This window comes from Sphaerimonospora cavernae, from assembly GCF_042435035.1.
GTDB lineage: Bacteria > Actinomycetota > Actinomycetes > Streptosporangiales > Streptosporangiaceae > Sphaerimonospora > Sphaerimonospora cavernae.
Genome location: NZ_JBHMQT010000053.1, coordinates 10,551 through 34,385 on the forward strand (window position 1 = coordinate 10,551; position 23,835 = coordinate 34,385).

The following is a 23,835-nucleotide window of genomic DNA, read 5'->3' on the forward strand; positions in this document are numbered from 1 at the left end:
CCCGCACCCCCCCTCTCGGGCGTGATCTTGCGAATTGTCGCAGGGTGCCGTGCTGACCGGCCGCGACACCTTCCGTGATCTTGCAGAAACTCGCACACTGTGTGGCTGACCTGCGCACTCGACATCCATGATCTTGCAGTACGGGGGCCGGGCGACTTTATCCACAGAACCTGGTTCGGCCGACCTCGCAGAGGTCGCGATCTCGCAAGGTGGTCTTCCACGACAAGACAGGGAGGCATGATGCAGCCGCGGCCCTTGGCCATCACCGGTGACCGGGAACTCCTCGACGACCTGCTGCGCATCGGAGCGGCTGCGGGTGTGGAGTTCGACGTGGCCCAGGCCCCGACGCGGGCCAGGCCGTACTGGAATCGCGCTCCGCTTGTGGTTGTGGGCGGTGACGTCGCCGAAGACCTGGCCGCCACCGGCCCCCCTCCCCGGCAGAACGTCGTCCTCGTCACGAGAGCAGCGGCCGACCCCGACATGTGGCGCCGGTGTGTCGCCGTGGGGGCGCAGACCGTGCTCGAGTTGCCACAGGCGGAACGGCTGCTGGTCGAGGAACTGGGCGAGGTGGCCGAACCCGCGACCAAAGCGGGCCTGGTCGTCTGCGTCGCCGGCGGGAGGGGCGGCGCCGGCGCCACGGTGCTGGCGGCCTCGCTCGCGCTGACCGCCTCGCGCGGCGGTCTACGCACACTGCTGGTCGACGCCGATCCGCTGGGCGGCGGCATCGACGTCATTCTCGGACAAGAGGAGGCCCTGGGCGCCAGATGGCCGGACATCGCCGGCCGGGAGGGGAGGGTCAGCTTCGCCGCTCTCCAGGACGCGCTGCCCACGTTCGGCGAGCTCACCGTGCTGTCGTGGCATCGCGGCGAGCCGGAGCGGGTGCCCCGCGAGGCGATGCGGGCCGTCCTCGACGCCGCGCGGCGCGGATGCGACCTCGTGATCGTCGATCTGCCCCGCCATGTGGACGACGGTGCGGCCGAGGCCCTGGCCCGGGCCGCCGTGACGCTCGTCGTGGTGCACGCCGATCTCAGGGGGGTGCTCTCGGCCGCGCAGACCGCCGCCCTGCTCCGGCGCCACACGGGTGAACTGCGCGCCGTGGTGCGTCCGGGCGGCATCGACCCCGAGGTGATCTCCACTTCCCTCGACGCTCCCTGCGTGGGGGTCCTTCCCGAGATCCGCGGCCTGGTGGCGACCCTCGATCGTGGTGATCCGCCTCCGCTCGGCCGCGCTCCGCTCGGCCGGTTCTGCTCCGATCTGCTGGCCGGGTTGGTGGAGGCGGCATGACCAGGCCTTCCGACGCCCCGGCCATCCCCGCCACACGCTCCGGCCGCTCTGCTCAACCCGTTCAGCCGGTTCAGCCGGTCCAGCCGGTTCCGGCGGAACTGGTTGAGGCCGTGCGGGTACGGCTCTCGCTCGCCGGGGCCCCGCCCACGGCGGCGCAGGTGGCCGCGGCACTGCGCGCCGAGCGGGCGGTCCTCGGCGACGCTGAGGTTCTGGCCATCGCGCGGACCCTACGCGCCGACCTGATCGGCGCCGGCCCGCTCGAAGGACTCCTGGCCGAGCCGGGTGTGACCGACGTGCTGGTGAACGGGCCCGCCGAGGTGTGGATCGATGACGGCCACGGCCTGCGCAGGACCGCGGTGACCTTCTCCGGTGACGATGAGGTGCGGCGGCTCGCTCAACGTCTGGCGGCCGCGGCCGGACGGCGCCTGGACGACGCGTGTCCCTACGTGGACGCGCGACTGGCGGGTGGCGTGCGGCTGCATGCCGTGCTCCCGCCGATCGCCTCGGAGGGCACCTGCCTGTCACTGCGCCTGCCGCCCCGGCGCACGTTCGAGATCGAGGAGCTCGTGCCGGGTGTCGGAGCGGCCGTGCTCACCGCCATCATGACGGCGCGGCTTGCCTTCCTCGTCACGGGCGGAACGGGCACGGGGAAGACGACGCTCCTTTCCGCGATGCTCTCGCGGGCCGGTCACGGCGAGCGGCTGCTGCTGGTCGAGGACTCCGCCGAGCTCAACCCCGGACATCCCCACGTCGTGCGTCTGGAAGCCCGGCCGCCCAACTTGGAGGGCGCGGGTGGCGTCGGCCTTCGTGATCTCGTACGGCAGGCCCTGCGCATGCGTCCCGACCGTCTCGTCGTGGGGGAGGTGCGCGGGTGTGAAGTGATCGAATTGTTGAGTGCGCTGAACACGGGCCACGAGGGCGGTTGCGGGACGTTGCACGCCAACAACGCGGCCGACGTGCCGGCCAGGCTCGAGGCCCTCGCATGTGCGGCCGGCCTGACCCGTGAGGCGGTGCACAGCCAGATCGCGGCGGCTCTCGACGTGGTCGTGCACCTCGTCCGGCTCCCGGGCGGCCCGCGTCGCGTGGCGGAGATCTGCCTTCTGGAGCGGGAGCCGACGGGTCTGGTGGCGGCGGTGCCCGCACTCACCTTCGCCGCCGACGGCGGCGCCGTACCCGGAGCCGCCTTCGCCGCGCTCAGGTCCCGGTGTCCTCAGATGGAGGAGATATGCACCTGATAGCCGTGCTGACCGCGGGAATCGCCGCCTGGGTGTGGGCCGGTCCCGACATCGGCCGGACCAGGGCCGCCCGTCTGCTCGTGCTGTCGAGCGACGGATCGCGTGGGCGGCCGTGGACGACGTGGATGCGGTGGAGACGGCGTCCGGCCGGAGCGGCACGTGCCGCCGCGTGGCGGGCGACATCCATCGAGTTGTGTCAGGGCGTCGTGGCCGAGCTCGCGGCCGGCCGCACTCCCGGAGACGCGCTCGCCCGGGCTGTCGCCGCGGTCAGCCCGCCCGATCCGGCGGTTCTGGCGCCGGTCGCCGTGGTGGCTCGGGACGGCGGCGACGTCGCCGCCGCCCTGCTGCGTGTCGCGCCGGCACGTGGCGGGGAGGGGCTGGTACGGCTCGCAGCCTGCTGGCGGGTGAGCGTGATGGTGGGGGGTGGCCTGGCGACGCTCATCGAGCGGGTGGCCGTGTCGCTCCGTGACGCCGAAGCGCACCGGCTGGACCTGGCGGCCCAGCTCGCCGGACCTCGTGCGACCGCCCGGCTGCTGGCGGCGCTGCCCGTGCTCGGCCTGCTCATGGGCGCCGCCCTCGGGATGAGCCCGCTGTCCTTCCTGCTGGGCGGCCCGGCCGGGTTCGCCTGCCTGCTCGTCGGGCTGGTGCTCGACGCGGCCGGCGTCTGGTGGACGCATCACCTGGTGGCCCGGGCGGAAGGGACCGGATCCCCCGGAGGGGGCCGGATCAGGGGGAATGGGGTGAGCGCGGGCGTGCCGAACAGACTGGCCGATCGAAGGTCGCGAATGGGGCGAAGATGGCCACGATGACCGTCTCGGCGGCCGTTCTCATCGGACTCGCCGTCTGGGCCTGGCCGTCGCCAGGCTCTCCTGCCGATCGGCTTCAGGCGATGACGACCGCCGCGGGTGCCGGTGAGGCGGCCATAACGCTGACGACGGCGGGAACCCGTAAGGCGCGGCTGATGCTCGCCATGCCTGTGGGGTTCGTCGGCTTCCTCATCGTGGGTGGGATCGCCGGCGCGGTCGTGGGCGCAGTGCTCGCCTGCGTGGCGCTTGCCGTCATGCACCGGCGGGAGCCGGTCGAGTCGCGCCGCCGCCACCAGCGCATGGCCGAAGACCTTCCCTTCGCGGCTGACCTGATGGTCGCCTGCCTGCGGGCAGGCCAGCCGTTGAGCGGTGCCATCGAGACCGCTGCCGAGGCGGTCGGCGGCCCACTGGGAGAACGTCTGGCGTGGACGGGAGCACAGGTGCGGCTCGGGGCTGATTCCGAAACGGCCTGGGCCGCTCTGGCGGCCGAGCCACCGCTCGCCTCCCTCGCGCGGACGATGATCCGATCGACGCAGGGCGGTGCACCCGTCGCGGACGTGCTGCTCCGACTCGCGGATGAGGCGCGTCAGGCGGCGCGGGCGGCATCCTGCGCGACAGCCAGAAGGGTGGGCGTTCAGGCCGTAGCGCCTCTCGGGCTGTGCTTCCTGCCGGCCTTCGTGTTCCTGGGGATCGTTCCCGTGGTCGCGGGCCTGGCCGCCCAGATCTTGCTACCGTGATCAATATTTCAGCAGTTGTGGACAACTTCATCCACAGCTGTGGAAATCCTGCGTCTTTCGTGCCTACGACCGGTCTTGCCGACGAAGTTATCCACAGAGTGTCAGTTATCCACAGAGTGGGGTTCGCCTGCTCCAGCGGAAGTCGCAGTCCCGCAACCTGGGGTTCGGCGGGGCGGATGAGCCGCCCCGGAGCCTTCGGGAGGATCGATGGTCAAGTGGACAGCCGAGCCGACGGCGCCGCCGCCCGTGTCTCGAACCCGCGCCGAGTCGTGGCTTCAGCGGCGGGGCCGCTCGGTGTGGGGTCGCGTCCGGGCGGCCGCGCTACGGGCGGCGCTGATCGCCCGGACGAGGGCCGAGGCCGGTATGTCGACCGCGGAGTACGCGGTGGGGACGATCGCCGCCTGCGGTTTCGCCGCCCTCCTGTGGAAGATCCTCAGCAGTGGAGAGGTCAGGTCGATGTTGTCCGCGCTCGTTCAGAAGGCGCTCAAGCTGGCCGGATGATGCCGCGGAAGGTGATGGACGTGCTCAGGCCGGGGCCACGGGAACGTGGGTCGGTGACGGCGGAGACGGCGGTCGCGCTGCCGGTGCTCGTGCTGGTGCTCGCCGCCGTGCTCTGGGCGGTCACGGTGGTGGACGCCCGCCTGCGGTGCGTGGACGCGGCCCGGGCGGGTGCCCGGGCCGCTGCCCGTGGCGAGGCCTTGAACGCCGTGCGGGAGACGGTGCTTCGGTCGGCTCCGGCGGGATCCCGGGTCGTGGTCGTGCCGGGACCGGAGGTGACCCGAGTCGACGTCTCGGTCTCCGTCCGGCCACTGTGGAAGTCGGCGGCTCCCTCCGTGGAGGTGACGGCCTCGGCCGCTTCGGCCACCGAGATCGGGGTTTTCCCATGAGGGAATGCGGGAGGAGGCCTCGCGCCGAGCGGGGGTCGGCGACGGTCTGGGTCGTCGGGATCATGGCGATCATCTGGGTGGCGGCGCTGGTCATCGTCCAGATAGGGACGGCCCGCGTCGCCCGGCATCGGGCGCAGAGCACGGCCGATCTCAGCGCGCTCGCCGCTGCGTCCTGGGCGCTCGCCGCACCGGGTCAAGCCTGTGAACGGGCACAGACGATCGCGATGGCCAACGGTGCCCGGCTGAGGTCCTGCTCGTTGTCCGGCGCGACGGCTGACGTCGCGGTCGTCGTAGAGTTCGTCCTCCCGCTCGCCGGAAGCCGTACGGCGATCGGGAGCGCGAGAGCGGGCCCGGCCCTACGTCCTGCGCGGCGACGTCCTTGAGCAACGGCCCAGACCGCCGGAGCCCGACTACTGGACGACGGACGAGAACGGCCGTGATCCCGCCAATCCGGGCCGTCGCCGCGACCCCTGACGGCGCTTCCGATCCTGTTTCAGCCCGTCTGGCCAGAGATCGCCCCGAGTAACACGCCGAGAAGGCGGAGGGCCCCGGTCTTGTCGAGCGGTTCGTTGCCGTTTCCGCACTTCGGAGATTGGATGCAGGACGGGCAGCCGTGATCGCACTCGCAGGAGGCGATCGCGTCCCTGGTAGCGGTGAGCCACTCGGAAGCCCTCGTGTAACCACGTTCGGCGAAGCCGGCTCCGCCGTCATGACCGTCGTAGACGAACACCGTGAGCAGTCCGGTGTCGGGATGCAGCTCGGTGGAGACTCCGCCGATGTCCCACCGGTCGCACGTCGCGAACAGCGGCAGTAGACCGATGGCGGCGTGCTCGGCCGCGTGGGCGCTGCCCCCGAGGTCGATCGGTTTCCCGCCTGAGCCGACGACGGCGAGCGCGGAGTTCGGCAGCGTCCACCAGACGGCCCGCGTGCGGAGCGTGCGCGGTGGCAGGTCGAGAGGCTCCTCGCCGAGGACCTCTCCGCTCTGCGTGCGCCGTTTCAGGTACGAGACCACCTGCCGGGTGACCTCCACCGAGCCGAAGTGCAGCTCGCCGGGCCCGAGAGGACGGGACCTCAGCGACTCGATCACCCGGATGTCGGTCACGTCCCGGGCGAAGGTCGAATAGTCCGGCTCGGCGGCCGAGACCAGCGCCACTTCGGCGTCGAGATCGAGCATGTCGACCACGAAGGTCTCGCTCTGGTGCAGGTACACCGCGCCCGCGTGCACCATCGTGTGGGCCGAGGGCTCGTCCACGCTGCCCAGCAGCCGCCCCGTGGCGGTCTCCACGACCTGGACCGGGGCACCACCCGATCCCCGGATGTCGGCGAGGTCGGTGGCGCGCTCCCGGCTGGTCCAGAACCAGCCGTTGGCCCGTCTGCGCAGCAGCCCCCGGTCGACCAACTCGTCGAGCACCTCTGCCGTCGACGGCCCGAAGATGTCCAGGTCGGCGGTCGTCAGCGGGATCTCGGCGGCGGCCGCGCACAGGTGCGGCGCCAGCACGTACGGATTGTCCGGGTCGAGGACGATCGCCTCGACGGGCCGGCCGAACAGCGCCTCGGGGTGGTGGACGATGTAGGTGTCCAACGGGTCGTCGCGGGCGATCAGCACGGCCAGCGCGTCCTGCCCGGCCCGCCCCGCGCGTCCGGCCTGCTGCCAGAGCGAGGCTCGGGTGCCGGGCCATCCGGCGATGAGGACGGCGTCGAGCCCCGACACGTCCACCCCGAGTTCCAACGCGTTGGTGGTCGCCAGCCCGGTCAGCGCGCCGGAGCGCAGCGCCTTCTCGAGCGCGCGGCGGTCCTCGGCCAGATAACCCGCCCGATAGGCCGCCACCCGGTGACCGGCCATGCTCGGGTCGACCTCCTCCAGGTTCCGCCGGGTGGTGAGGGCGACGTTCTCGGCGGCACGCCGCGACCGTACGAAGACGAGCGTGCGGACGTCGTCGATCACCAGGTCCGTCAGGAGGTCGGCCGCCTCGGCGGTGGCCGTACGGCGTACGGGTGCGCCCCCCTCACCCCGCAGATCGGTCAGGGGCGGCTCCCAGAGGGCGAACGTGGTCGAACCCCGGGGAGAGGCGTCCGTCGTCACCTCGGCCATTTCAAGGCCGGTGAGGCGTGTTCCCGCCACCGCCGGGTCGCTCGCGGTGGCCGACGCCAGCAGGAACGCCGGGCTCGAGCCGTACTTGGCGCAGACCCGCCGGAGTCGGCGCAGGATCTGGGCGACATGTGAGCCGAAGACGCCCCGGTACCCGTGGCACTCGTCCACGACGACGAGTCGCAGCCGGCGCCAGAACGCGGACCAGGACTGGTGCCGCGGCAGCATCGATCGATGCAGCATGTCCGGATTCGTCAGCACGTAGTTGGCGTTCTGGCGGACACATCGCCGCTCCTCCGCCGGGGTGTCCCCGTCGAAGGTCGCGGCCCTCACCTCGGGCATCCGCAGCCCCCGGACGGTCCTGAGCTGGTCGGCGGCGAGCGCCTTGGTGGGGGTCAGATAGAGCACGGTGCCGCCGCCGCAGATCTCCGTGACCGCGGGGACCAGATAGGCCAGGGTCTTTCCGGAGGCCGTACCCGTCGCGAGGATCACGTTTCGGCCACAGTGGACGTGCTCGGCGGCGGCCGACTGGTGCTCCCACAACCCCGGGACGCCCTGGTCTCGCAGGCGCGTCACCAGGGGCTCCGGCACCCAGTCCGGCCATCGCACTTGACCTGCCTGACGTGGGGGGACATGCTCCACATGGGTGACCCGTTGCCGGCGCGCGGAAACCGCGAGCAAGCGGGTGAGAAGTGAGCCTGTTCGCTGGGTATAGGAAGAAGTCGGAGTCACTGGTTTCCAGTTTGGCATCTCTGGGGAGAGTCGCCCGGGAGTCGTGATTTCGTATAGACACGGAGTCGGGGCGTGGTTGAATGCCGCGCATCGGTGTCGTGAGTCCTGGAACCACCAGGATGCACGACCACATCGAGACGAACGCACGTAAGGCGCTGGAGGATCTGTGGATCTGAAGTTGGACCACCATTCCGAGGACAATCTCACCATCGTCGACGTCGAGGGTGAGATAGACGTCTACACCGCGCCGAGACTGCGTGAGCTGCTGATCGACCTGGTCAACAAGGGCAACTTCCACCTGCTCGTCAACATGGAGAAGGTGGACTTCCTCGACTCGACCGGCCTCGGGGTGCTGGTCGGCGGGCTCAAGCGGGTACGGGCGCACGACGGTTCGCTGGAGCTCGTCTGCACGCAGGAGCGCATCCTGAAGATCTTCCGGATCACCGGACTGACCAAGGTCTTCGGGATCTACTCCTCGGTGGATGAGGCCAAGGAAATGCACGGCCGGGACAAGTGACGGCGCGGGAGCCTGTGACATGGCCACCGTCGAGCTGACGTTCAGCGCCCTGCCCGCCCACGTGCGTACGGCACGGCTGGTCGCCACGGCGATCGCCAGACGCACCGGGGTGGCGGAGGAGATCCTGGACGAGGTGCGGCTCGCCGTCGGAGAGGCGTGTTCGAGGGCAGTGGAGGCGCATCGCCTCCACTGCCCGGACGAGCCCGTGCGCATCGAGTTACGCGATGACGGGGGGCGTTTCGAGGTGACCGTCACCGACGTCGCCCCGAGCGACGACGTGACACCCCGTGTCCTCGCGGCGAACGGCAACCCCATGCCTGAGATGGCCGGTCTCGGGCTCGCGGTCATCGCGGGACTCGCCGACGACGTCGAGGTGCTTCCCGGGCCCAAGGGCATGTGCATTCGGATGAGCTGGCCGGCGTCCTCCAACGGAGCCGCCGCCACCGCCTGACCGGGAGTCCGGGTGCCGCCTCCGTGCGGCACCCGGTTGTGGCGTGTCCGGGTGAATTCAGGACGACCGAAATTGTCATTTCCGGTCGTCCATGCCATGCGGTCCGATGAAGCCTGCTGCCCTGACGAACTTGGTCAAGAAGACGGCAAAACCCGTCAAATGTTGTCTCATTACTGGCCGAGGTGGCGATTACCGTGCTCGGAGGCCTTCATATCCGCGGCGCTGCTGCGTAGACTCCCGGCACCGGCCAAGGTATTGCGGATGCAACCGGAAGCGGCACTGCCAACCACCCGGATGCGCGCCGCGAAGGCCAGACAAGATCGTCAGGGCGCCTCCGGGCAGGAACCGAACCCCGTCTGGCCGAGGAGGACGGATGTCTGCCTACCAAGCCGCTGGCGAAGGCGCTGCGGTGGCTCTTAACGGAACTCATCTCACACTGGTCGTCGTAGTCGCGGCGGTGGCCCTGCTGGCCCTGGCCGTCGCCGGCGGCCTTGTCCGGGAGGTGCTCGCAGCCGGACAAGGCACCGAACGCATGCAGAACATCGCGCGAGCCGTACAGCAGGGAGCGGCGGCCTATCTCACGCGCCAGTTCCGTACGCTCGCCGCGTTCGTCGTCATCATCCCCCTGCTGCTGTTGTTGCTGCCCGCCGAGTCGACCGGTGAGCGGATCGGCCGCTCGGTCTTCTTCGTCGTCGGCGCGGTGTTCTCCGCGCTGACCGGCTTCATCGGCATGTGGCTCGCGGTCCGTGGCAACGTCCGGGTCGCGGCGGCGGCCCGGGAGTCCGGCGAGAAGGTCGCGATGCGGATCGCGTTCCGCACCGGCGGTGTCGCGGGCATGTTCACGGTCGGCCTGGGCCTGCTCGGCGCGGCCATCGTCGTGCTCGTCTACAAGGGTGACGCGCCGAGGGTGCTGGAAGGATTCGGCTTCGGCGCCGCGCTGCTCGCGATGTTCATGCGGGTCGGCGGTGGCATCTTCACCAAGGCCGCCGACGTGGGCGCCGACCTGGTCGGCAAGGTCGAGCAGGGCATCCCCGAGGACGACCCGCGCAACGCGGCCACCATCGCCGACAACGTGGGCGACAACGTGGGTGACTGCGCGGGCATGGCGGCCGACCTGTTCGAGTCGTACGCCGTCATGCTCGTCGCGAGCCTGATCCTCGGCAAGGCGGCCTTCGGCACCGAGGGCCTGGTCTTCCCGCTGATCGTCCCGATGATCGGTGTCATCACCGCGATCATCGGGATCTTCACCACCGCACCGCGCAGCCGCGACCGCTCCGGCATGTCCGCGATCAACCGTGGCTTCTTCATCTCGGCGGCGATCTCGGCCGTGCTGGTGGCGGTCGCCGCGTTCGCCTACCTGCCGGCGAGCTTCGCCGAGCTGTCCGGCGTCAGCAGCGAGATCGCGGCGGTCACCTCCGACCCGCGCCTGATCGCGATCGGCGCGGTGCTCGTCGGCCTGGTTCTGGCCAGCGCGATCCAGATCCTCACCGGCTACTTCACCGAGACGAACCGCCGCCCGGTGAGGGAGATCGGTGAGAGCTCCCTCACCGGTCCCGCGACCGTCATCCTGTCCGGCATCTCGGTCGGCCTGGAGTCCGCGGTCTACTCGGCGCTGCTGATCGGTGGTGCGGTCTACGGCGCGTTCCTGCTGGGCTTCGGCAACGTCACCGTGGCCCTGTTCGCGGTCGCGCTCGCCGGCACCGGCCTGCTGACCACGGTCGGCGTCATCGTGTCGATGGACACCTTCGGCCCGGTCGCCGACAACGCCCAGGGCATCGCGGAGATGTCCGGCGACGTCGAGGGCGAGGGCGCCCGCGTGCTCAACTCGCTGGACGCGGTGGGCAACACCACCAAGGCCATCACCAAGGGCATCGCGATCGCCACGGCCGTGCTGGCCGCCACCGCCCTGTTCGGTGCGTTCCGCACCGCGGTCGAGGGTGAACTCGGGCGGGCGACGCAGGGCGTCAAGGACATGCTCGGCTCGTTCGCGGACTTCAGCCTGTCGGTGGAAGCGCCGAACGTGCTGGTCGGCCTGGTCATCGGCGCGGCGGTGGTGTTCCTGTTCTCGGGTCTGGCGATCAGCGCGGTCGGCCGCGCCGCCGGCCGGGTGGTCTACGAGGTGCGCGAGCAGTTCCGCACCAAGCCCGGGATCATGGACGGCAGCGAGCTGCCCGACTACGGGCGGGTGGTCGACATCTGCACGCGTGACTCGCTGCGCGAGCTGGCCACGCCCGGTCTCCTCGCGGTGCTGACGCCCATCGCGGTCGGCTTCGCGCTCGGGTACGCCCCGCTGGGCGCCTTCCTCGCCGGCGCCATCGCGGCCGGCACGCTGATGGCGGTGTTCCTGGCCAACTCCGGTGGCGCCTGGGACAACGCCAAGAAGCTGGTCGAGGACGGCCACCACGGCGGCAAGGGCTCGGAGGCCCACGCCGCCACGGTGATCGGCGACACCGTCGGCGACCCGTTCAAGGACACCGCGGGCCCGGCGATCAACCCGCTGATCAAGGTCATGAACCTGGTCGCGCTGTTGATCGCACCGGCCGTCGTCGCCTACGCCGACAACGTCGCGGTCCGTGTGGGCGCGGCCGTCGTCGCGGTGGCCATCGTGGTGGCCGCGATCGTCGTCTCCAAGCGGCGCTCCGGCGGCATCGCCCCCTCCGATGAGGGTGACAGCGAGAAGCGCGCCTCGGCCGCCGTCGCGAGCTGACGCGAGCTCATGATGTGAAGGTCCCCCGCTCCGGGAGCGGGGGACCTTCTTCATACACTGGATCTCTATGAACAAGCTGAGCGGCGCACGGTCCCTGGCGCTGATCCTGCTGATCATGGCGGTGATGTTCGCGGTGATAGTCGGCCTCGCGATTTGGGCGGCCGGATGAGCCGGGTCGGCGGCGGGACGATGAGGACGCTCGTCGTGGTACGGCACGCCGAGGCGGGTCACGTGCCCGGCCTGCCGGACCGGGAGCGCCCGCTCACCGAGGGGGGCGAGCACGACGCCCGCGAGGCGGGGGAGCTCATCGGGCGCCTGAAACCGGAGCTGGTGGTCTGCTCGCCGGCGGTGCGCACGCGGCGGACCGCCGAACTGCTCGATCTCGACGCGCCCGTCGAGATCGAACGGGAGATCTACGAAGCGTACCCGGAGGAGCTGCTGGAACTGCTGCGCCGTACCGACCCGGATGTGCACACGCTCGTCTTGGTCGGGCACAACCCGGGTGTGCACCAGCTCGTGCTGGGCCTCACCGGCACGGCGGGCGACGGCTTTCCGCCCGGCACCGTCGCCGTGATCCGGCTCCCCGAGTCGTGGGCCGAGGCCGAGTTCGGTACGGGAAGCCTGGTCGAGATGTGCCATCCTCGGCGTTTTCTGGGGAAACCGACCTGACGGATTTCAGGCCGGCATGGGCGGCAGGCCGTCCTCGGCGTCGGCTGCCTCGACCTCCTCGCGGGAGATGCCGAGCAGATAGAGGATCGAGTCGAGGTACGGGACGTTGAGCGCGGTGTCCGCGGCCTGCCGTACGACAGGCTTGGCGTTGAACGCGATGCCGAGGCCGGCGGCGGCCAGCATGTCGAGGTCGTTGGCCCCGTCGCCGACCGCGACGGTCTGGCTGGGCGGGATGTTCGACTCGGCGGCGAAGCGCTCCAGCGCACGCGCCTTGCCGGGCCGGTCGACGATCTCGCCGATGACCCGGCCGGTGAGCCTGCCGTCGACGACCTCCAGTGTGTTGGCGGCCGAGAAGTCGATGCCGAGGTCCCGCACCAGGGTGTCGGTGATCTGGGTGAAGCCGCCGCTGACGATCGCGAAGCGGTAGTCGAGCCGCTTGAGGGTCCGCACCAGGGTGCGCGCCCCCGGCGTCAGTACCAGCTCCTTGGCGACCTTCTCGAAGACTTCTTCGGAGAGCCCTTCCAGCAGGGCGACCCGCCTGATCAGCGACTGGGCGAAGTCCAACTCGCCCCGCATGGCCTCCTCGGTCACCCGGGCCACCTCGTCGAGGCAGCCCGCGTGCTTGGCCAGCAACTCGATGACCTCGTTCTGGATGAGCGTCGAGTCGACGTCCATGACGATGAGCCGCTTGGCGCGGCGGTGCAGGCCGCTGCGCTGCACGGCGACGTCGACCTGCTGCGCGGCGGCCTCGGCTGCCAGCGCCACCCGCATGGCCTGCGGGTTCGCCCCGGAGACCGCCATCTCGATGCAGGTCACGGGGTAGCTCGACAGTCGCTCGATCCGGTCGATGTTGGCGCCGCACGCGGCTACCCGCCCGGTGATCCCGGCCATCGCGGCGGGCAGCAGCGGTGCGCCCAGCACGGTGACGTGGAGGCGGCCGCGACGGCGTTTCTCTTTGGAGACCGTGCCGGTCGCGATCTCGAGGTCCATGTCCAGGTCGGCGGCCACCTGCTCGACGGCCGTCCACAGGCCGCCGATGGTGCCACCGGTGCCGGTGGGCGGCCCACCGGCGTAGGCGACCAGCACGCCGAGCGTGAGGCGGCCGCGGATCACGACCTGCTCCACATCGGCGACGGTCACGGGAAACGCGGTGAGTACCTCGAACAGCCGGGAGGTGACGCCTGGGCGGTCGGGACCCGTCAACGTGATCAGGAGCGTGCGCTGGTTCACGTTGTTTGAGGTTACTGTGCGGGCTTTCATGACCGTACATCAGGTTCCCGAACCGGCAGGCCTCCGGCGCCCTAAGCCGATGGTCCGAGGCCCGCGCGATTTCCGCTTCAGGAGACGAGCTTCACGATCGCGGCGACTCCGACGGCGACGATGAAGCCGCGCAGGACCACCGGGGGAAGCCGGCGGCCCAGCCGCGCGCCGAGGAACCCGCCCACGGCCGTACCGAGCGCCACCATCAGCACGGCCGACCAGTCCACCTCTGCGATCAACGTGAACAGGACCGCGGCGGTCGCGTTGACCAGCAGCGAGAGCAGGTTCTTCGCCGCGTTGATCCGCTGGAGATCCTCGTCGAGGAAGAGCCCGAGCAGCCCGATGAGGACGACTCCCTGCGCTGCGCCGAAATAGCCGCCGTAGGCCCCCGCCCCGAGCACGCCCAGCCACAGCCAGGGGCCGCCGTGGGGATGCACGCGGAGTTTGACGAGCCACCGGCTGAGTCTCGGCTGCGCCACGACCAGGACGCAGGCGAATCCGATGAGCACCGGCACGATGACCTGGAACGCCTTCTCCGGAAGACACAGCAGCAGCACACCACCGACCAGCGAGCCGAGCACCGAGGCCGTCCCCAGCCGGATGAGCCGGTCGCGCTGGCCCTTGAGCTCGGAACGGTAGCCCACCACCCCGGTGATGCCGCCCGGCACCATCCCTATGTTGTTCGAGACGTTGGCCACGATCGGCGGGAAACCCAGGGCCAGCAGCGTCGGAAACGTGATCAGCGACCCCGATCCCACCACGGCGTTGATGCCCCCGGCCCCTACCCCGGCCGCGAACACCGCGACCGCCTCCAACGGCGTCACTCGCTTACTCCCTCATACGGTTTCCCCCGACTCTAGGGAAACGTCCGTATGCGAAATCACTGGGGGCGGGCGTACCAGCGGCCTTCCCGGCCGCGGTCGAGGAAGAGGGGCACGCCGAAGGTCCTGGACAGGTTGTCCACGGACATGACCGACTCGAGCGGGCCCTGGTCGACCACCGAGCCGTGCCGGAGCAGCAGCGCATGGGTGAACCCGGCCGGGATCTCCTCGACGTGGTGGGTGACCAGCACCATCGTGGGGGACTTGGGGTCCTTGGCCAGCGCGCCCAGGCGGCGTACCAGATCCTCCCGGCCGCCCACGTCGAGCCCGGCGGCCGGCTCGTCGAGCAGCATCAGTTCCGGATCCGGCATCATGGCCCGGGCGATCTGCACGCGCTTGCGCTCGCCCTCCGACAGGGTGGCGAACCTGCGGCGGATCAGATGGGCGCAGCCGAACTGGTCGATGAGCTCCACGGCCCGGGTCACGTCGTGCGAGTCGTACTCCTCGGTCCACCGGCCGAGGATCGCGTACGACGCGGTCAGCACGAGATCGATGACCTTCTCATCCGGCGGGATCCGCTCGGCGAGCGCGGCGCTGGCCAGGCCGATCCTGGGCCGCAGCTCGAACACGTCGGTCTGGCCCAGCCGCTCCCCGAGGACCTCTACCGAGCCCTCCGACGGATAGAGCAGCGCCCCGGCCACCTGCAGCAGGGTCGTCTTCCCCGCCCCGTTGGCGCCGATGACGACCCAGCGCTCATCCTCCCGGACGCTCCAGTCGATGCCCCGCAGCAGGACGGCTCCGTCCCTGCGGACGGCCACGTCCTGAAACCGAAGCACCTGACCGCCCATCGTGGCCCCCCTCCCAAGGTTCTTTGCCATAAAACTATGGCAGGTGAAGCGCATATCGTGGATCGGGTGCGCAACGATTCACCGGTCTCCGCCACGCTCGTCTCCTGGGGCAACGCCTGGCTGGCCGGGCATACCGGACTGGACGTCGTGGTGGACCGGCTGGAAGGCGCCGCCGGGCCCCAAGTGGTGGCGGCCCACACGGCGAGCGGCATGGACGAGGGCACGCTCCGCGCGTTCCTGATGGACCGGCGGATCGAAGGGCTGAGCTCGTTACGGCTGGCCCTGCCGGTGCCCGGCGACCCGTTGGGGCTCACCGGTCCCCCCGCGTTCAACGGCGTCGCCATCGACGCCGGCCAGGCCGCGATCGCCGTGCTGCCCGATCGGTGCTTCGGCCTCGTGCCGGGCGAGGACCGGCGCGGATCGTCATACTCCGGGATCCGCTGGACCGTCCACGAGGCGTCCACCACGCCCCCCGACCTGCCGTCGCTCGCCGAGGCGGAGCGGGCCCTCACGGCCGCCATGCGGTCGGCCACCGAAGCGCTGCTCGCCGTCACCGGCCCGGCCCAGGGCTTCCCCGCGGCCTTCCAGGGCGGGGACGACGCCGAAGGCACGCTCGCGCCCGGCTATCCCGGGCGGGCCCACCGCGTCGGCGCCCTCGCCGCACGGCTCGCCCTCGCGCTGCGCCTCGCCGACGAACGCGGGTTGACCGCCGGGCAGATCTCCGCACGCGGCGAGGCCCTGCGCGATCTCGACCGGGTCGTACGGCGCGCCCGCGTCGCCGCCCATCACGCGCTGGGAGAGGCCTAACCCAGGCCGTGCCGGACGGCGTAGAGGGCGGCCTGGGTCCGGTCCTGCACGCCGAGTTTCATGAGCACGTTGGAGACGTGGGTCTTCACGGTCTTCTCCGCCACGACGAGCTCGCGGGCGATCTCCCGGTTCGAGTGGCCCCCGGCGATCAGCTTGAGCACCTCCCACTCCCGCTCGGTGAGCGCGGCCCCCCGATCATCGGAAGCAGACCCATCGGGCACCGGGTCGTGCGGTGCCGCCGAGCCCGGCCCCGCGCCTGTCGTGCCGGGCGGGGTGAGCACGGCCGCCGCCGCCTCCGGAGCGAGCAGCACCTGGCCGCCGTGCACGGCGCGGATCGCCTGCACGAGGGCGGCGGGGTCGACGTCCTTGTAGAGGAAGCCGGCGGCGTCCGCGCGCATGGCCAGGGCCACGTCGCCGCGGTCGTCGGCCGAGGTCAAGACGATCACCCGCAGCTCCCGCGTGTCCAAGGACAGCCTGCCGACATCCTCACGCCTGAGTTTCTGTGCCGAGTGAACCGATCAGCGGCTGGCAGGGAGACGCTTTAACGTGTGCCGCAGCTTGGACATGTGGGGCGGCGCTCGACGGGGATGAAGTCGAAGCTGCCAGGAAAGACGCTGAAGGTGAGGTAGCCGTTGGTCACGGGTCTGCCGACTTCTGCCGTCAGCTTGATGACCTCTCCAGCGCCCAGGCATCCGGCGATTCCGGTCGCCACGCCCCACACCGGAACACTGCCGCCATGCCCTTTCGGCAGATCAGGGAAGGCGCAGAGGAAGCAGGCGGTTCGTCCGGGCAGGCATGTGAGCACGTACCCGTAACCATACTGTGCGCTCACGTGGACCATGGGTACGTTCGCACGGACGCAATAATCATTGACGAGCTGGCGACCCGCGAGGGAGTCCCCGCCCTCCACAACGACGTCGAATCCCTGCAGCAGGTCGCCGATGTTCGTCTCGTCCACGCGCTCGGCGATCGATTCGATGTCGATCTCGTCGTTGAGCAGGCGAAGTCGGTCTCGGGCGGCCTCGGCCTTGTTGCGGCCGATGTCGTCCGTGGTGAAAAGGATTTGGCGGTTGAGATTGCTCAGCTCAACCCGGTCGAAGTCGATGATCCTAAGATTTCCGATGCCTGCCGCAGCGAGGTAGTAAAGCATCGGCGACTTGACACCACCGGCTCCGATGGACACGACACGCGCCTTACTCAGGCGACGTTGGGCCTCGGAACCGAGTTGGGGCATGAGTTCCTGCCGGTTGTACCGGGTGTCCACAAAATCCATCGAGATTCCTCATTGGTGATGGGACGGCGGCGCGGGTGTCAACCGCGCCGCCTTGGACTTGAAGTGCTCGCTCAGCCGTCGCAGGGAAGGGCGGCTACGACGGTGACCGAACTGCCGGTACGAATCTGTGTCTCATGGCTGACGAGCGTGCCGTCGACCAGGACCTTGGCGGCCTGACGCGGTTCGCCATCGGGGCGGATCAGCGCTTCGCCAAGCCCTGATGAAGTGCGGGCCAGGCTCTGGACCACCGCTCCGGCTGTGACACCGCTGTTGACATCGAGCGTGACGACATCAGCGGCGAGTACCGCTTCCGGGTAGCCCCGTAACCCAACTGTGAGCGTCATCTAGACCCCTTCTCTTGGGAACTTTTACAGAAGGTGTCATGGGATGCCGTGATCCGCCAGGCGCTATAACGTATAGGTCTCACGGTTTCTGGGTAGCCAGCGGGCCATAGTGGCTACGGTCTCTCAGTTACCCGACATCTGTTCATACGACCCGGAGAGCACCCCATTATGCCCAGGACGCCGATTCGCGACCTACGTGACCATATCGACCAGACTGTCACCGTATGCGGATGGATAAACGCTTTGCGGTTGCAGCGCAAGGTCCAGTTCGTCATCCTTCGCGATGCCACTGGCATGGCTCAGGTCACTCACAAGCGGGAGGGCGAAGGCGACGAGTTGGAGCAGGTGATCGAGTCCCTCTCCGACGAGGCCGCCGTGGCCATCACCGGCCGAGTCGTCGACAACCCGATCGTGAACCTCGGTGGAGTGGAGATCATTCCCGAGCACATCCAGGTTCTCGGCCAAGCCGAGCCTTCACTGCCGATCGATGAGAACTCCGGGCTGGAGCACCGTCTCGACTGGCGGTTCCTCGACGTTCGCAGGCGTCCGGCTTCGCGACTGGTTTTCGACGTGCAGACCACACTCGAACAGGGCATGCGCGAGTACGCCTACGGGCGTGGCTTCACCGAAATGCACACCCCGAAGCTCATGGGGACTGCCTCGGAATCGGGCGCGGAGGTCTTCAAGGTCGGCTACTTCGATCGGACGGCCTACCTCGCGCAATCGCCTCAGTTCTACAAGCAGATGGCCATTGCGGCAGGCATAGAAGGGGTTTTCGAGATCGGTCCCGTGTTCCGGGCGGAGCCGTCCTTCACCTCCCGGCACGCTACAGAGTTCACCGGTGTCGATGCCGAGATGGCGTGGATCGAGGGTCTGGACGACGTGATGGCCTTTGAAGAGGGCATGCTCGCTCATGCTCTCCAGAAGGTGGCGGACGTCCACGGAGACGAGATCGCGAAGGTCTACGGTACCGAGGTGAAGATTCCCGCCATCCCATTCCCTCGTGTCACCATGGCGGAGGCGATCGAGATCCTTCGAGACAAGGGCTGGGATCCAGAGCATCAGAAGGAAGACCTCGACCCGGAGGGTGAGCGTGGCATCGCTGCTCACATCGCCGAGCAGACCGGCCACGAGTTCGTGTTCGTTACGCACTTCCCGGCGAGCGTCCGTCCCTTCTACCACATGCGTCCAGGAGGTCGGCCAGACCTGACCCTCAGTTTCGACCTGCTCTGGAAGGGACTGGAGGTGACGACAGGAGCGCAGCGCGAACATCGCTACGACGTCCTGAGCAAGCAGGCCGCCGAGAAGGGCATGAACATCGAGCCGATGGCCGACTACATGAACTGTTTCCGGTACGGATGCCCCCCGCACGGCGGCTTCGGGGCGGGCCTGGGCCGAATGCTCATGGTCATGCTTGGTCTCGATTCGATCCGCGAGGCGACCTTCCTCTTCCGCGGCCCGAACCGCCTGACTCCCTAGCCGGTCATGCTGCTGGCGAGGGAGTACGCGTTGCTCACCCCTGTCACGATGGGTACGGCCTATCGCCGTGTGTGTGACATCGTGGGGCTTCGAGCGACGTCCACCGGTTGGGGAATGATCCACTGTGTGGATGCACAAGGCAAGCGATGGACACTCGCGACCGCGGATGTCGAATATGTCGCGGTGCTCGCCGCCAATGCCGCCAACATGGATCTGGCTGACATGGAGATGCCGGGAAGCAAGTTTCCCTGGCGCCGAGAGGGTTGGCCGGATGATTGGCTCTCGCCGGCTGCCCAGCCAGGGGATTCCGCGAATTGAGCGTGGCCAAGTCGCATCGGTGCTGACCTGGCCATGTCTGTCCGGGGCAAGTGCAGGTCGTACGCAACACATCCGTACTCAAAGTGGCTGACGGAGCGCGGCGGTGCCGGTTGAGCTTTCCATCTCTAAGGGGTGTGAGCCAACTGCACCGCTGCGCGCAGGCCTGACGGGCAGGCGCGGGAGTTACTTACCCTGCGCCATACGCGATCTCGAACCATACCGCTCCGCCTGCCTCGGCATCGAAGTGCGACCCCCAGGCATCCGAGATGCGCTCCACCATCCATAGGCCACGACCTCTGTCGCCGTCCTCGGTCGGCTCGCATACGGTAGGCGTGTTCATCCCGGAGCCACCGTCGATCACTTCGACGCGAACGCTTCCGTTTCCAATGGCGAGATGCACTGTGACCCGCCCATCTGGTTCACGTCCCGAGTCGGTGTGGCAGATGGCGTTCGTCACGATCTCGCTCAGCAGGAGCAGCGCATCGTCGACGACCTCCTTGCTAGCCACCTCGGCCAGCAGGCCGCGCGCCCAACTGCGGGACTGGCTCACAGACGGGGCGCGCCCAGGAAATTCCGCCTGGCCCAGCAACCGTAGGGCACGGAATCTTCCATCCGCCAGCGCCTCCATGGATTCAGTTGGTGCCTTGTGGTCTCGCTCTCGGTTGTGGCCTTTCATCGTGCCACCATCGCCACTGGCCCCCGTGAAGGACGGCACCAGCGAGGGGGACTCCTCGACGCATCGCATGCCCCGATCCAGTTGGGCTTGCGACATGGACTCGACTTGCCGCTGATCACGCATCCTCATCACCGCGTCGTCTCCGTAGCGCTGTCATCGGCATGAAGGGGCTTGCCGGGCCGCTCGATTGGCAACTTGCCAAATAACCTACTGTCTTTGACATGCTGTTACTGGCAATATGCCAAAGTTCTCTTCAGGTTGCCGCCTGCCGTACGGCTGCGAGACCCTTCCTGGGCGGGACCGCAGTCAGGGATGAGGTGGGGGAACATGGCCGCGGGGAGCAGTCCCACGGTGCGACGCAGACGGCTTGTCAGTGAGCTTCGCCGCCTCCGCAAGGAGGCCGGGCTCACCGCTGAGGCCGTGGCCCAGCGGCTTGACGTGGATCCCTCGTGGATCAGCCGCATAGAGACAGGGCGCCGGGGGATCCGTCCCATCGACCTGCGAGCGCTTCTCGACGTATACGAGGTCCACGGTGACGCCAGGGAGGAACTGCTCGTCCTGGCTCGGCAAGCGCGGCAACGCGGGTGGTGGCATTCGTTCGGAGATGTGATCCCTGAGTGGTTTCAGGTGTTCGTGGGCCTGGAGGCTGAAGCGGCGGAGCTCCGAAGCTACGATGCCGAGCTTGTGCCCGGGCTGCTCCAAACTGCTGACTACTACCGCGCCTACATCAGCACCGCACCGAATGCCTCCAGCGAAGAGGAGGTCGATCGGAAGATCGAGTTCCGGCAGGCCAGGCAGCAGCGGATCACGGGAACCGACCCCCTGCAACTCTGGGCAATCATGAACGAGGCGGCTCTTCGTCGTCCGGTCGGCGGAAGGGCCACCATGAAAGCACAGATCGCCCATCTCTCGGCGATATCCGAGCGCCCCAACATCACCTTGCAGGTCCTGCCGTTCGCGGCCGGGCCTCACCCGGCGATGGACGGTGGGTTCGTGGTGCTCGGGTTCCCTGAAGCGGCGGACCCGGACGTGATCTACCTGGAGAACCAGATCGGCAGTCTCTACATAGAGGAACCGGCGGCGATCGAGCGGTATAACCTGGTCTTCAACCACCTGCGCGCGAAGGCCCTTGACCCTGATCAGACTCGGAGCCTGCTCGCTCAGGTGTCGAAGGAAATGTGACGCGCGAACAATGAAGGTGCAGGGATGAAGATCAAGTTGCCCCCTGCCGGATGGCGTAAGAGCACCTACAGCAATAACGGCGGGAACTGCGTCGAGGTAGCCGTCGTCTCAAGCACCGACGGTCCGAAGAGCGGCGAACGCCTGTTCGCGCTGCGAGACTCCAAGAACCCGGACGGCCCTGCTCTGGTCTTCACGCCGAGTGAATGGGAAGCCTTCGTCGCCGGAGTCAAGGACGGAGAGTTCGACTGCGACACGATGTCGTAGCAGTACCGCGAGCCGGTCATTCGGCGGGACGGATCTGGACGATGCCACCCTGACGCAGGCGGGTCTTGAAGGACGGTTGCCGTGCGGTGGCCGGGCCGTGCACCACCGAGCCATCCGAGATGCGGAAGACGCTGCCGTGCCACGGGCACACCACGCACGGTTCGCCGCCGTCGGGTGTCACATGGCCCTGGTGCAGGGGGCCGGCGAGATGGGAGCAGTCGTCCGCCAGCACGCTCACCCCGTCGCCCAGGCGCAGCACGAACAGGTCGATGTAGCCCAGCCGTCGCCGGACCGGCCGTCCATTCGGCAGGTCCTTGAGCGTGCACAGGTCGTGCCAGCCGAGCGGCATGAGGTGACTGACCGGCTGGGCGTGGTTGGAGCCCGCCCCCTGCCGGTAGGCGAGATGGCCGCCGAGGTAGCCGCCCGCGCTCGCCGCGCCGAGCCCGGCGTACCCCAGGGCCCGTCCGGCCCGCTCCCGCCCGGCCACTCTCAGGAGCAGCGAGCCCGTGTACAACGCGGCCGCCGTGATATTGGTCAGAGCGTGTACCAGGCCGACGCGCTGCTGCTCCCGGTGGAGGGCCGACCAGTCTGTGAGCCCGGCGGCGGCGGTGGGCAGCGCCGTACCGAGCCCGGTGGCGATCAGCATGCGCGATGCCCGTGGGTCGGCCCTGGAGAAGTCCAGCAGGGCGGCGGCCATCCAGCAGCCGAAGGTCGTCATGGCCCCCGCCGGGTGCAGCGGGTGCCCGATGGGGACTCCGTGCAGGGTGTCGCGTAACCTGCCCGTGCCCAGCCTGCGGCATATGGCCTTGGAGATCTTGTAGATCGGCCGGTCGAGGGTGGTGGTCCGTTCGAGCCCGTCGAGGAGATCGGCGGACCGGATCAGCCGGGGTCGGCCCGCGCGCCGCGACCTGGTCGTCTCTTCCATTTTCGGCCCCCTAACACCGGTCCCGTACCCCCGATCGGGGAGCCTTCACGGGTGGGTCACGCCGAGAAGCGGCGGCCGACCTCCTCGACCTCTCGGACCAGGTCGAAGCGCGGGTCGCGGTAGAGGCGCGCGCCGAAGCCGGTGCGGTTGACGGTCCATCGCAGCTCCTGCGCCCATTTATCCTGATCCGCGCATAATGCCCGATCTGCCAGATTCATGTGGGTCTTGATTAGTAACAGCCAGTTGCTACCGTTGGGAGGCATAGGAGACTCCTTTCGGATGGCTTCGCGGTGGAGTTCTCAGGTGCTTTCGCCGGGTCGAGGGTCGGCAGCCTTCGGCCCGGCCATGTCGATCCCCGTTGGGATGTGCCGATTCCCCCTGGGATCGTGTCGATTCCCGTGAGGCGGTGTTCCCGTTGAGACCGCTGGACCCGAGGGTTGAGCGGACTTGGCGGTTGAGCGGACTCAGTGGTTGAGCGGACTCGAGGTTGGAAGACACCGTCTCTGTACCGATCGTGACTCAGGACGGATATCGCTGCAATACTTGACGAAAGGAAACTTGCAAGGATCTTCTCGGCATGCACTGCTGATTGCGGTGCAAGTTGCATCAGAGTGAACGGGTAGCCTTTCGGGGGTAGGTGCGGCGCGGTGAAGGAGGTCGGTCGGGATGCCGGACCGTGGCAGTCCCACCGTCCGCAGGCGGCGGCTCGGCCAGGAACTTCGCCGGTTGAGGGAGCGCGCCGAGCTGACCGGGGACCAGGTCGCGGAACGGCTGGGCTGGTCGGCGGCGAAGGTGAGCCGGATCGAGACCGCCCGGACCTCGCCACGCGAGAGCGACATAGAGGCGCTTCTGGTGATCTACGTGGTAGATTCTGACCAGCGCCAAGAGCTGCTCACCCTGCATCGCGACGCCAACCGAAAAGGCTGGTGGGAGGAGTATCGGGACTCCCTGCCCAAGGAATACACGACCTTCCTGGGGCTGGAGGCCGAGGCCGTCATGGCACGCAGCTGGGAACCCCAGGTCGTGCCGGGTCTGTTCCAGACCGAGTCGTACGTCCGGGCCATGATGGAGAGCGGACAGCGGAGCACTCTGGAGGCGCCCGGCGGTCTCCGGAGCCGGATCGAGGTCCGGATTGCCCGGCAGGAAGCCGTCCTCCACGCGGAGAACCCGCCCGAGCTCTCAGTCGTCATGGAGGAGTCGGTCCTGCTGCGCCCGTTCGGCGGCGGCGAGGTCATGCGGGAACAGCTCCGGCGTCTGGTCGAAGTCTCCGAACTCCCGCATGTCGCGCTGCGGGTCCTCCCGCTGGACGCGGAGCACCCGATAAACACCGGGGCGTTCTCTCACCTCAAACTGCCGGAGTTTCACGACGTCGTGTACCTGGAGGCACTCCTGGGCGGGCGTCTGATCGAGGATGAGGCGATCGTCTATCGTTACGAGGTCGCGTTCGACTACCTCGAAACGAAGGCGCTCGATGCGCGCGCCTCCCGGAAACACATAGAGAAGACCATCAGCCGCTGGTGACGA

General features: G+C 68.8%; 26 protein-coding genes and 2 pseudogenes. 18 read left to right on the plus strand and 10 right to left on the minus strand.

What is annotated here, in order from left to right:
- Window positions 1-237: 237 nt before the first annotated feature.
- The 7 genes from ssd (at window position 238) to ACFHYQ_RS23210 (ending at window position 5,332) form a co-directional block, all read left to right on the plus strand.
- Window positions 238-1,284 (plus strand): septum site-determining protein Ssd, encoded by a 1,047-nt coding sequence (gene ssd, locus ACFHYQ_RS23180; RefSeq protein WP_394303240.1) that lies wholly within the window; start codon window positions 238-240, stop codon window positions 1,282-1,284.
- Entirely contained in the window at window positions 1,281-2,519 is a 1,239-nt protein-coding gene (locus ACFHYQ_RS23185; protein ID WP_394303241.1) for a TadA family conjugal transfer-associated ATPase, read from the plus strand. Before ssd ends, ACFHYQ_RS23185 begins: the two co-directional genes overlap by 4 nt.
- Window positions 2,510-3,328 carry a type II secretion system F family protein gene (locus ACFHYQ_RS23190; protein WP_394303242.1) on the plus strand — a complete coding sequence of 273 codons (819 nt, stop codon included), beginning with the start codon at window positions 2,510-2,512 and terminating at the stop codon, window positions 3,326-3,328. Before ACFHYQ_RS23185 ends, ACFHYQ_RS23190 begins: the two co-directional genes overlap by 10 nt.
- Window positions 3,325-4,062 (plus strand): type II secretion system F family protein, encoded by a 738-nt coding sequence (locus tag ACFHYQ_RS23195; protein ID WP_394303243.1) that lies wholly within the window; start codon window positions 3,325-3,327, stop codon window positions 4,060-4,062. The genes ACFHYQ_RS23190 and ACFHYQ_RS23195 overlap by 4 nt, the downstream gene beginning before the upstream one ends.
- 207 nt (window positions 4,063-4,269) lie before the next feature.
- Window positions 4,270-4,563, plus strand: a complete 294-nt coding sequence (locus ACFHYQ_RS23200) for a DUF4244 domain-containing protein (RefSeq protein WP_394303244.1) — start codon at window positions 4,270-4,272, stop codon at window positions 4,561-4,563.
- On the plus strand, window positions 4,560-4,949 hold the full coding sequence (locus ACFHYQ_RS23205) for a TadE family type IV pilus minor pilin (RefSeq protein ID WP_394303245.1): 390 nt from the start codon (window positions 4,560-4,562) through the stop codon (window positions 4,947-4,949). Before ACFHYQ_RS23200 ends, ACFHYQ_RS23205 begins: the two co-directional genes overlap by 4 nt.
- Window positions 4,946-5,332, plus strand: coding sequence for an Rv3654c family TadE-like protein (locus tag ACFHYQ_RS23210; protein ID WP_394303246.1), 387 nt, complete (start codon window positions 4,946-4,948; stop codon window positions 5,330-5,332). The genes ACFHYQ_RS23205 and ACFHYQ_RS23210 overlap by 4 nt, the downstream gene beginning before the upstream one ends.
- 110 nt (window positions 5,333-5,442) lie before the next feature.
- Here the strand turns inward: ACFHYQ_RS23210 and ACFHYQ_RS23215 are convergent, their stop codons facing one another.
- Complete coding sequence (locus ACFHYQ_RS23215) at window positions 5,443-7,788, minus strand: DNA 3'-5' helicase SftH (protein WP_394303247.1); 2,346 nt, start codon at window positions 7,786-7,788, stop codon at window positions 5,443-5,445.
- A gap of 148 nt (window positions 7,789-7,936) precedes the next feature.
- Between ACFHYQ_RS23215 and ACFHYQ_RS23220 the strand changes: the two genes are divergently transcribed.
- The 4 genes from ACFHYQ_RS23220 (at window position 7,937) to ACFHYQ_RS23235 (ending at window position 12,114) form a co-directional block, all read left to right on the plus strand.
- Complete coding sequence (locus tag ACFHYQ_RS23220; RefSeq protein WP_055479003.1) at window positions 7,937-8,287, plus strand: STAS domain-containing protein; 351 nt, start codon at window positions 7,937-7,939, stop codon at window positions 8,285-8,287.
- A gap of 19 nt (window positions 8,288-8,306) precedes the next feature.
- On the plus strand, window positions 8,307-8,738 hold the full coding sequence (locus tag ACFHYQ_RS23225; protein WP_394303248.1) for an ATP-binding protein: 432 nt from the start codon (window positions 8,307-8,309) through the stop codon (window positions 8,736-8,738).
- A 373-nt stretch (window positions 8,739-9,111) separates the two neighbouring features.
- Window positions 9,112-11,445: a sodium-translocating pyrophosphatase gene (locus ACFHYQ_RS23230; protein WP_394303249.1), complete on the plus strand. Its 2,334-nt coding sequence runs from the start codon at window positions 9,112-9,114 to the stop codon at window positions 11,443-11,445.
- Window positions 11,446-11,610: 165 nt separating this feature from the next.
- Window positions 11,611-12,114, plus strand: a complete 504-nt coding sequence (locus ACFHYQ_RS23235) for a SixA phosphatase family protein (protein ID WP_394303250.1) — start codon at window positions 11,611-11,613, stop codon at window positions 12,112-12,114.
- A gap of 6 nt (window positions 12,115-12,120) precedes the next feature.
- Here ACFHYQ_RS23235 and serB read toward each other — a convergent pair whose 3' ends face one another.
- From serB to ACFHYQ_RS23250, 3 genes are all read right to left on the minus strand, one after another.
- Window positions 12,121-13,344, minus strand: coding sequence for a phosphoserine phosphatase SerB (serB, locus tag ACFHYQ_RS23240; RefSeq protein WP_394303251.1), 1,224 nt, complete (start codon window positions 13,342-13,344; stop codon window positions 12,121-12,123).
- A 107-nt stretch (window positions 13,345-13,451) separates the two neighbouring features.
- On the minus strand, window positions 13,452-14,198 hold the full coding sequence (locus ACFHYQ_RS23245) for a sulfite exporter TauE/SafE family protein (protein ID WP_394303252.1): 747 nt from the start codon (window positions 14,196-14,198) through the stop codon (window positions 13,452-13,454).
- A gap of 56 nt (window positions 14,199-14,254) precedes the next feature.
- On the minus strand, window positions 14,255-15,043 hold the full coding sequence (locus ACFHYQ_RS23250; RefSeq protein ID WP_394303253.1) for an ABC transporter ATP-binding protein: 789 nt from the start codon (window positions 15,041-15,043) through the stop codon (window positions 14,255-14,257).
- Window positions 15,044-15,109: 66 nt separating this feature from the next.
- On the opposite strand from ACFHYQ_RS23250, the gene ACFHYQ_RS23255 reads away from it, so the two are divergent.
- Window positions 15,110-15,850, plus strand: coding sequence for an Rv1486c family protein (locus ACFHYQ_RS23255; RefSeq protein WP_394303254.1), 741 nt, complete (start codon window positions 15,110-15,112; stop codon window positions 15,848-15,850).
- On the opposite strand, the pseudogene ACFHYQ_RS23260 reads toward ACFHYQ_RS23255, so the two are convergent.
- From ACFHYQ_RS23260 to ACFHYQ_RS23270, 3 genes and pseudogenes are all read right to left on the minus strand, one after another.
- Window positions 15,847-16,299, minus strand: a pseudogene (locus ACFHYQ_RS23260) (LuxR C-terminal-related transcriptional regulator); the annotation flags it as partial. The gene ACFHYQ_RS23255 and the pseudogene ACFHYQ_RS23260 overlap by 4 nt on opposite strands.
- Before the next feature lie 92 nt (window positions 16,300-16,391).
- Window positions 16,392-17,123: a HesA/MoeB/ThiF family protein gene (locus ACFHYQ_RS23265; RefSeq protein WP_394303255.1), complete on the minus strand. Its 732-nt coding sequence runs from the start codon at window positions 17,121-17,123 to the stop codon at window positions 16,392-16,394.
- Between the two features lie 71 nt (window positions 17,124-17,194).
- Window positions 17,195-17,467, minus strand: coding sequence for a hypothetical protein (locus ACFHYQ_RS23270; RefSeq protein ID WP_394303256.1), 273 nt, complete (start codon window positions 17,465-17,467; stop codon window positions 17,195-17,197).
- A gap of 168 nt (window positions 17,468-17,635) precedes the next feature.
- Between ACFHYQ_RS23270 and aspS the strand changes: the two genes are divergently transcribed.
- Both aspS and ACFHYQ_RS23280 read left to right on the plus strand, forming a co-directional pair.
- Window positions 17,636-18,946, plus strand: a complete 1,311-nt coding sequence (gene aspS / locus ACFHYQ_RS23275; RefSeq protein ID WP_394303257.1) for an aspartate--tRNA(Asn) ligase — start codon at window positions 17,636-17,638, stop codon at window positions 18,944-18,946.
- Between the two features lie 30 nt (window positions 18,947-18,976).
- A complete protein-coding gene (locus ACFHYQ_RS23280) occupies window positions 18,977-19,264 on the plus strand; it encodes a hypothetical protein (RefSeq protein ID WP_394303258.1) in 288 nt (95 codons plus the stop codon).
- 187 nt (window positions 19,265-19,451) lie between these two features.
- On the opposite strand, the gene ACFHYQ_RS23285 is transcribed toward ACFHYQ_RS23280, so the two are convergent.
- Window positions 19,452-20,063 (minus strand): ATP-binding protein, encoded by a 612-nt coding sequence (locus ACFHYQ_RS23285; RefSeq protein ID WP_394303259.1) that lies wholly within the window; start codon window positions 20,061-20,063, stop codon window positions 19,452-19,454.
- A 204-nt stretch (window positions 20,064-20,267) separates the two neighbouring features.
- Here ACFHYQ_RS23285 and ACFHYQ_RS23290 point away from each other — a divergent pair.
- The 3 genes and pseudogenes from ACFHYQ_RS23290 to ACFHYQ_RS23300 all read left to right on the plus strand — a co-directional run.
- Window positions 20,268-20,480: pseudogene (locus ACFHYQ_RS23290) on the plus strand (helix-turn-helix domain-containing protein); the annotation flags it as partial.
- Between the two features lie 66 nt (window positions 20,481-20,546).
- Window positions 20,547-21,122, plus strand: a complete 576-nt coding sequence (locus ACFHYQ_RS23295; protein ID WP_394303300.1) for a DUF5753 domain-containing protein — start codon at window positions 20,547-20,549, stop codon at window positions 21,120-21,122.
- A 24-nt stretch (window positions 21,123-21,146) separates the two neighbouring features.
- The gene (locus ACFHYQ_RS23300; RefSeq protein ID WP_394303260.1) at window positions 21,147-21,386 is read left to right on the plus strand and encodes a DUF397 domain-containing protein; all 240 of its coding nucleotides are present in this window, start codon (window positions 21,147-21,149) and stop codon (window positions 21,384-21,386) included.
- A gap of 16 nt (window positions 21,387-21,402) precedes the next feature.
- Here ACFHYQ_RS23300 and ACFHYQ_RS23305 read toward each other — a convergent pair whose 3' ends face one another.
- Both ACFHYQ_RS23305 and ACFHYQ_RS23310 read right to left on the minus strand, forming a co-directional pair.
- A complete protein-coding gene (locus tag ACFHYQ_RS23305) occupies window positions 21,403-22,311 on the minus strand; it encodes a Rieske (2Fe-2S) protein (RefSeq protein WP_394303261.1) in 909 nt (302 codons plus the stop codon).
- A gap of 56 nt (window positions 22,312-22,367) precedes the next feature.
- Window positions 22,368-22,529 (minus strand): hypothetical protein, encoded by a 162-nt coding sequence (locus ACFHYQ_RS23310; protein WP_394303262.1) that lies wholly within the window; start codon window positions 22,527-22,529, stop codon window positions 22,368-22,370.
- A 448-nt stretch (window positions 22,530-22,977) separates the two neighbouring features.
- Between ACFHYQ_RS23310 and ACFHYQ_RS23315 the strand changes: the two genes are divergently transcribed.
- On the plus strand, window positions 22,978-23,832 hold the full coding sequence (locus ACFHYQ_RS23315) for a helix-turn-helix domain-containing protein (RefSeq protein ID WP_394303263.1): 855 nt from the start codon (window positions 22,978-22,980) through the stop codon (window positions 23,830-23,832).
- Window positions 23,833-23,835 lie beyond the last annotated feature (3 nt).

Excerpts from the sequence above, each read along its gene's own strand:
- ACFHYQ_RS23210 (WP_394303246.1), top strand. The coding sequence starts at position 4,946 with ATGAGGGAATGCGGGAGGAGGCCTCGCGCCGAGCGGGGGTCGGCGACG.
- ACFHYQ_RS23205 (WP_394303245.1), top strand. The coding sequence starts at position 4,560 with ATGATGCCGCGGAAGGTGATGGACGTGCTCAGGCCGGGGCCACGGGAA.
- ACFHYQ_RS23265 (WP_394303255.1), bottom strand. The coding sequence starts at position 17,123 with ATGGATTTTGTGGACACCCGGTACAACCGGCAGGAACTCATGCCCCAA.
- aspS (WP_394303257.1), top strand. The coding sequence starts at position 17,636 with ATGCCCAGGACGCCGATTCGCGACCTACGTGACCATATCGACCAGACT.
- ACFHYQ_RS23310 (WP_394303262.1), bottom strand. The coding sequence starts at position 22,529 with ATGAATCTGGCAGATCGGGCATTATGCGCGGATCAGGATAAATGGGCG.
- ACFHYQ_RS23250 (WP_394303253.1), bottom strand. The coding sequence starts at position 15,043 with ATGGGCGGTCAGGTGCTTCGGTTTCAGGACGTGGCCGTCCGCAGGGAC.
- ACFHYQ_RS23185 (WP_394303241.1), top strand. The coding sequence starts at position 1,281 with ATGACCAGGCCTTCCGACGCCCCGGCCATCCCCGCCACACGCTCCGGC.
- ACFHYQ_RS23195 (WP_394303243.1), top strand. The coding sequence starts at position 3,325 with ATGACCGTCTCGGCGGCCGTTCTCATCGGACTCGCCGTCTGGGCCTGG.
- ACFHYQ_RS23230 (WP_394303249.1), top strand. The coding sequence starts at position 9,112 with ATGTCTGCCTACCAAGCCGCTGGCGAAGGCGCTGCGGTGGCTCTTAAC.
- ACFHYQ_RS23285 (WP_394303259.1), bottom strand. The coding sequence starts at position 20,063 with ATGCGTGATCAGCGGCAAGTCGAGTCCATGTCGCAAGCCCAACTGGAT.
- ACFHYQ_RS23235 (WP_394303250.1), top strand. The coding sequence starts at position 11,611 with ATGAGCCGGGTCGGCGGCGGGACGATGAGGACGCTCGTCGTGGTACGG.
- ssd (WP_394303240.1), top strand. The coding sequence starts at position 238 with ATGATGCAGCCGCGGCCCTTGGCCATCACCGGTGACCGGGAACTCCTC.
- ACFHYQ_RS23215 (WP_394303247.1), bottom strand. The coding sequence starts at position 7,788 with ATGCCAAACTGGAAACCAGTGACTCCGACTTCTTCCTATACCCAGCGA.
- ACFHYQ_RS23225 (WP_394303248.1), top strand. The coding sequence starts at position 8,307 with ATGGCCACCGTCGAGCTGACGTTCAGCGCCCTGCCCGCCCACGTGCGT.
- ACFHYQ_RS23190 (WP_394303242.1), top strand. The coding sequence starts at position 2,510 with ATGCACCTGATAGCCGTGCTGACCGCGGGAATCGCCGCCTGGGTGTGG.
- ACFHYQ_RS23305 (WP_394303261.1), bottom strand. The coding sequence starts at position 22,311 with ATGGAAGAGACGACCAGGTCGCGGCGCGCGGGCCGACCCCGGCTGATC.
- ACFHYQ_RS23200 (WP_394303244.1), top strand. The coding sequence starts at position 4,270 with ATGGTCAAGTGGACAGCCGAGCCGACGGCGCCGCCGCCCGTGTCTCGA.
- ACFHYQ_RS23300 (WP_394303260.1), top strand. The coding sequence starts at position 21,147 with ATGAAGATCAAGTTGCCCCCTGCCGGATGGCGTAAGAGCACCTACAGC.
- ACFHYQ_RS23315 (WP_394303263.1), top strand. The coding sequence starts at position 22,978 with ATGCCGGACCGTGGCAGTCCCACCGTCCGCAGGCGGCGGCTCGGCCAG.
- ACFHYQ_RS23270 (WP_394303256.1), bottom strand. The coding sequence starts at position 17,467 with ATGACGCTCACAGTTGGGTTACGGGGCTACCCGGAAGCGGTACTCGCC.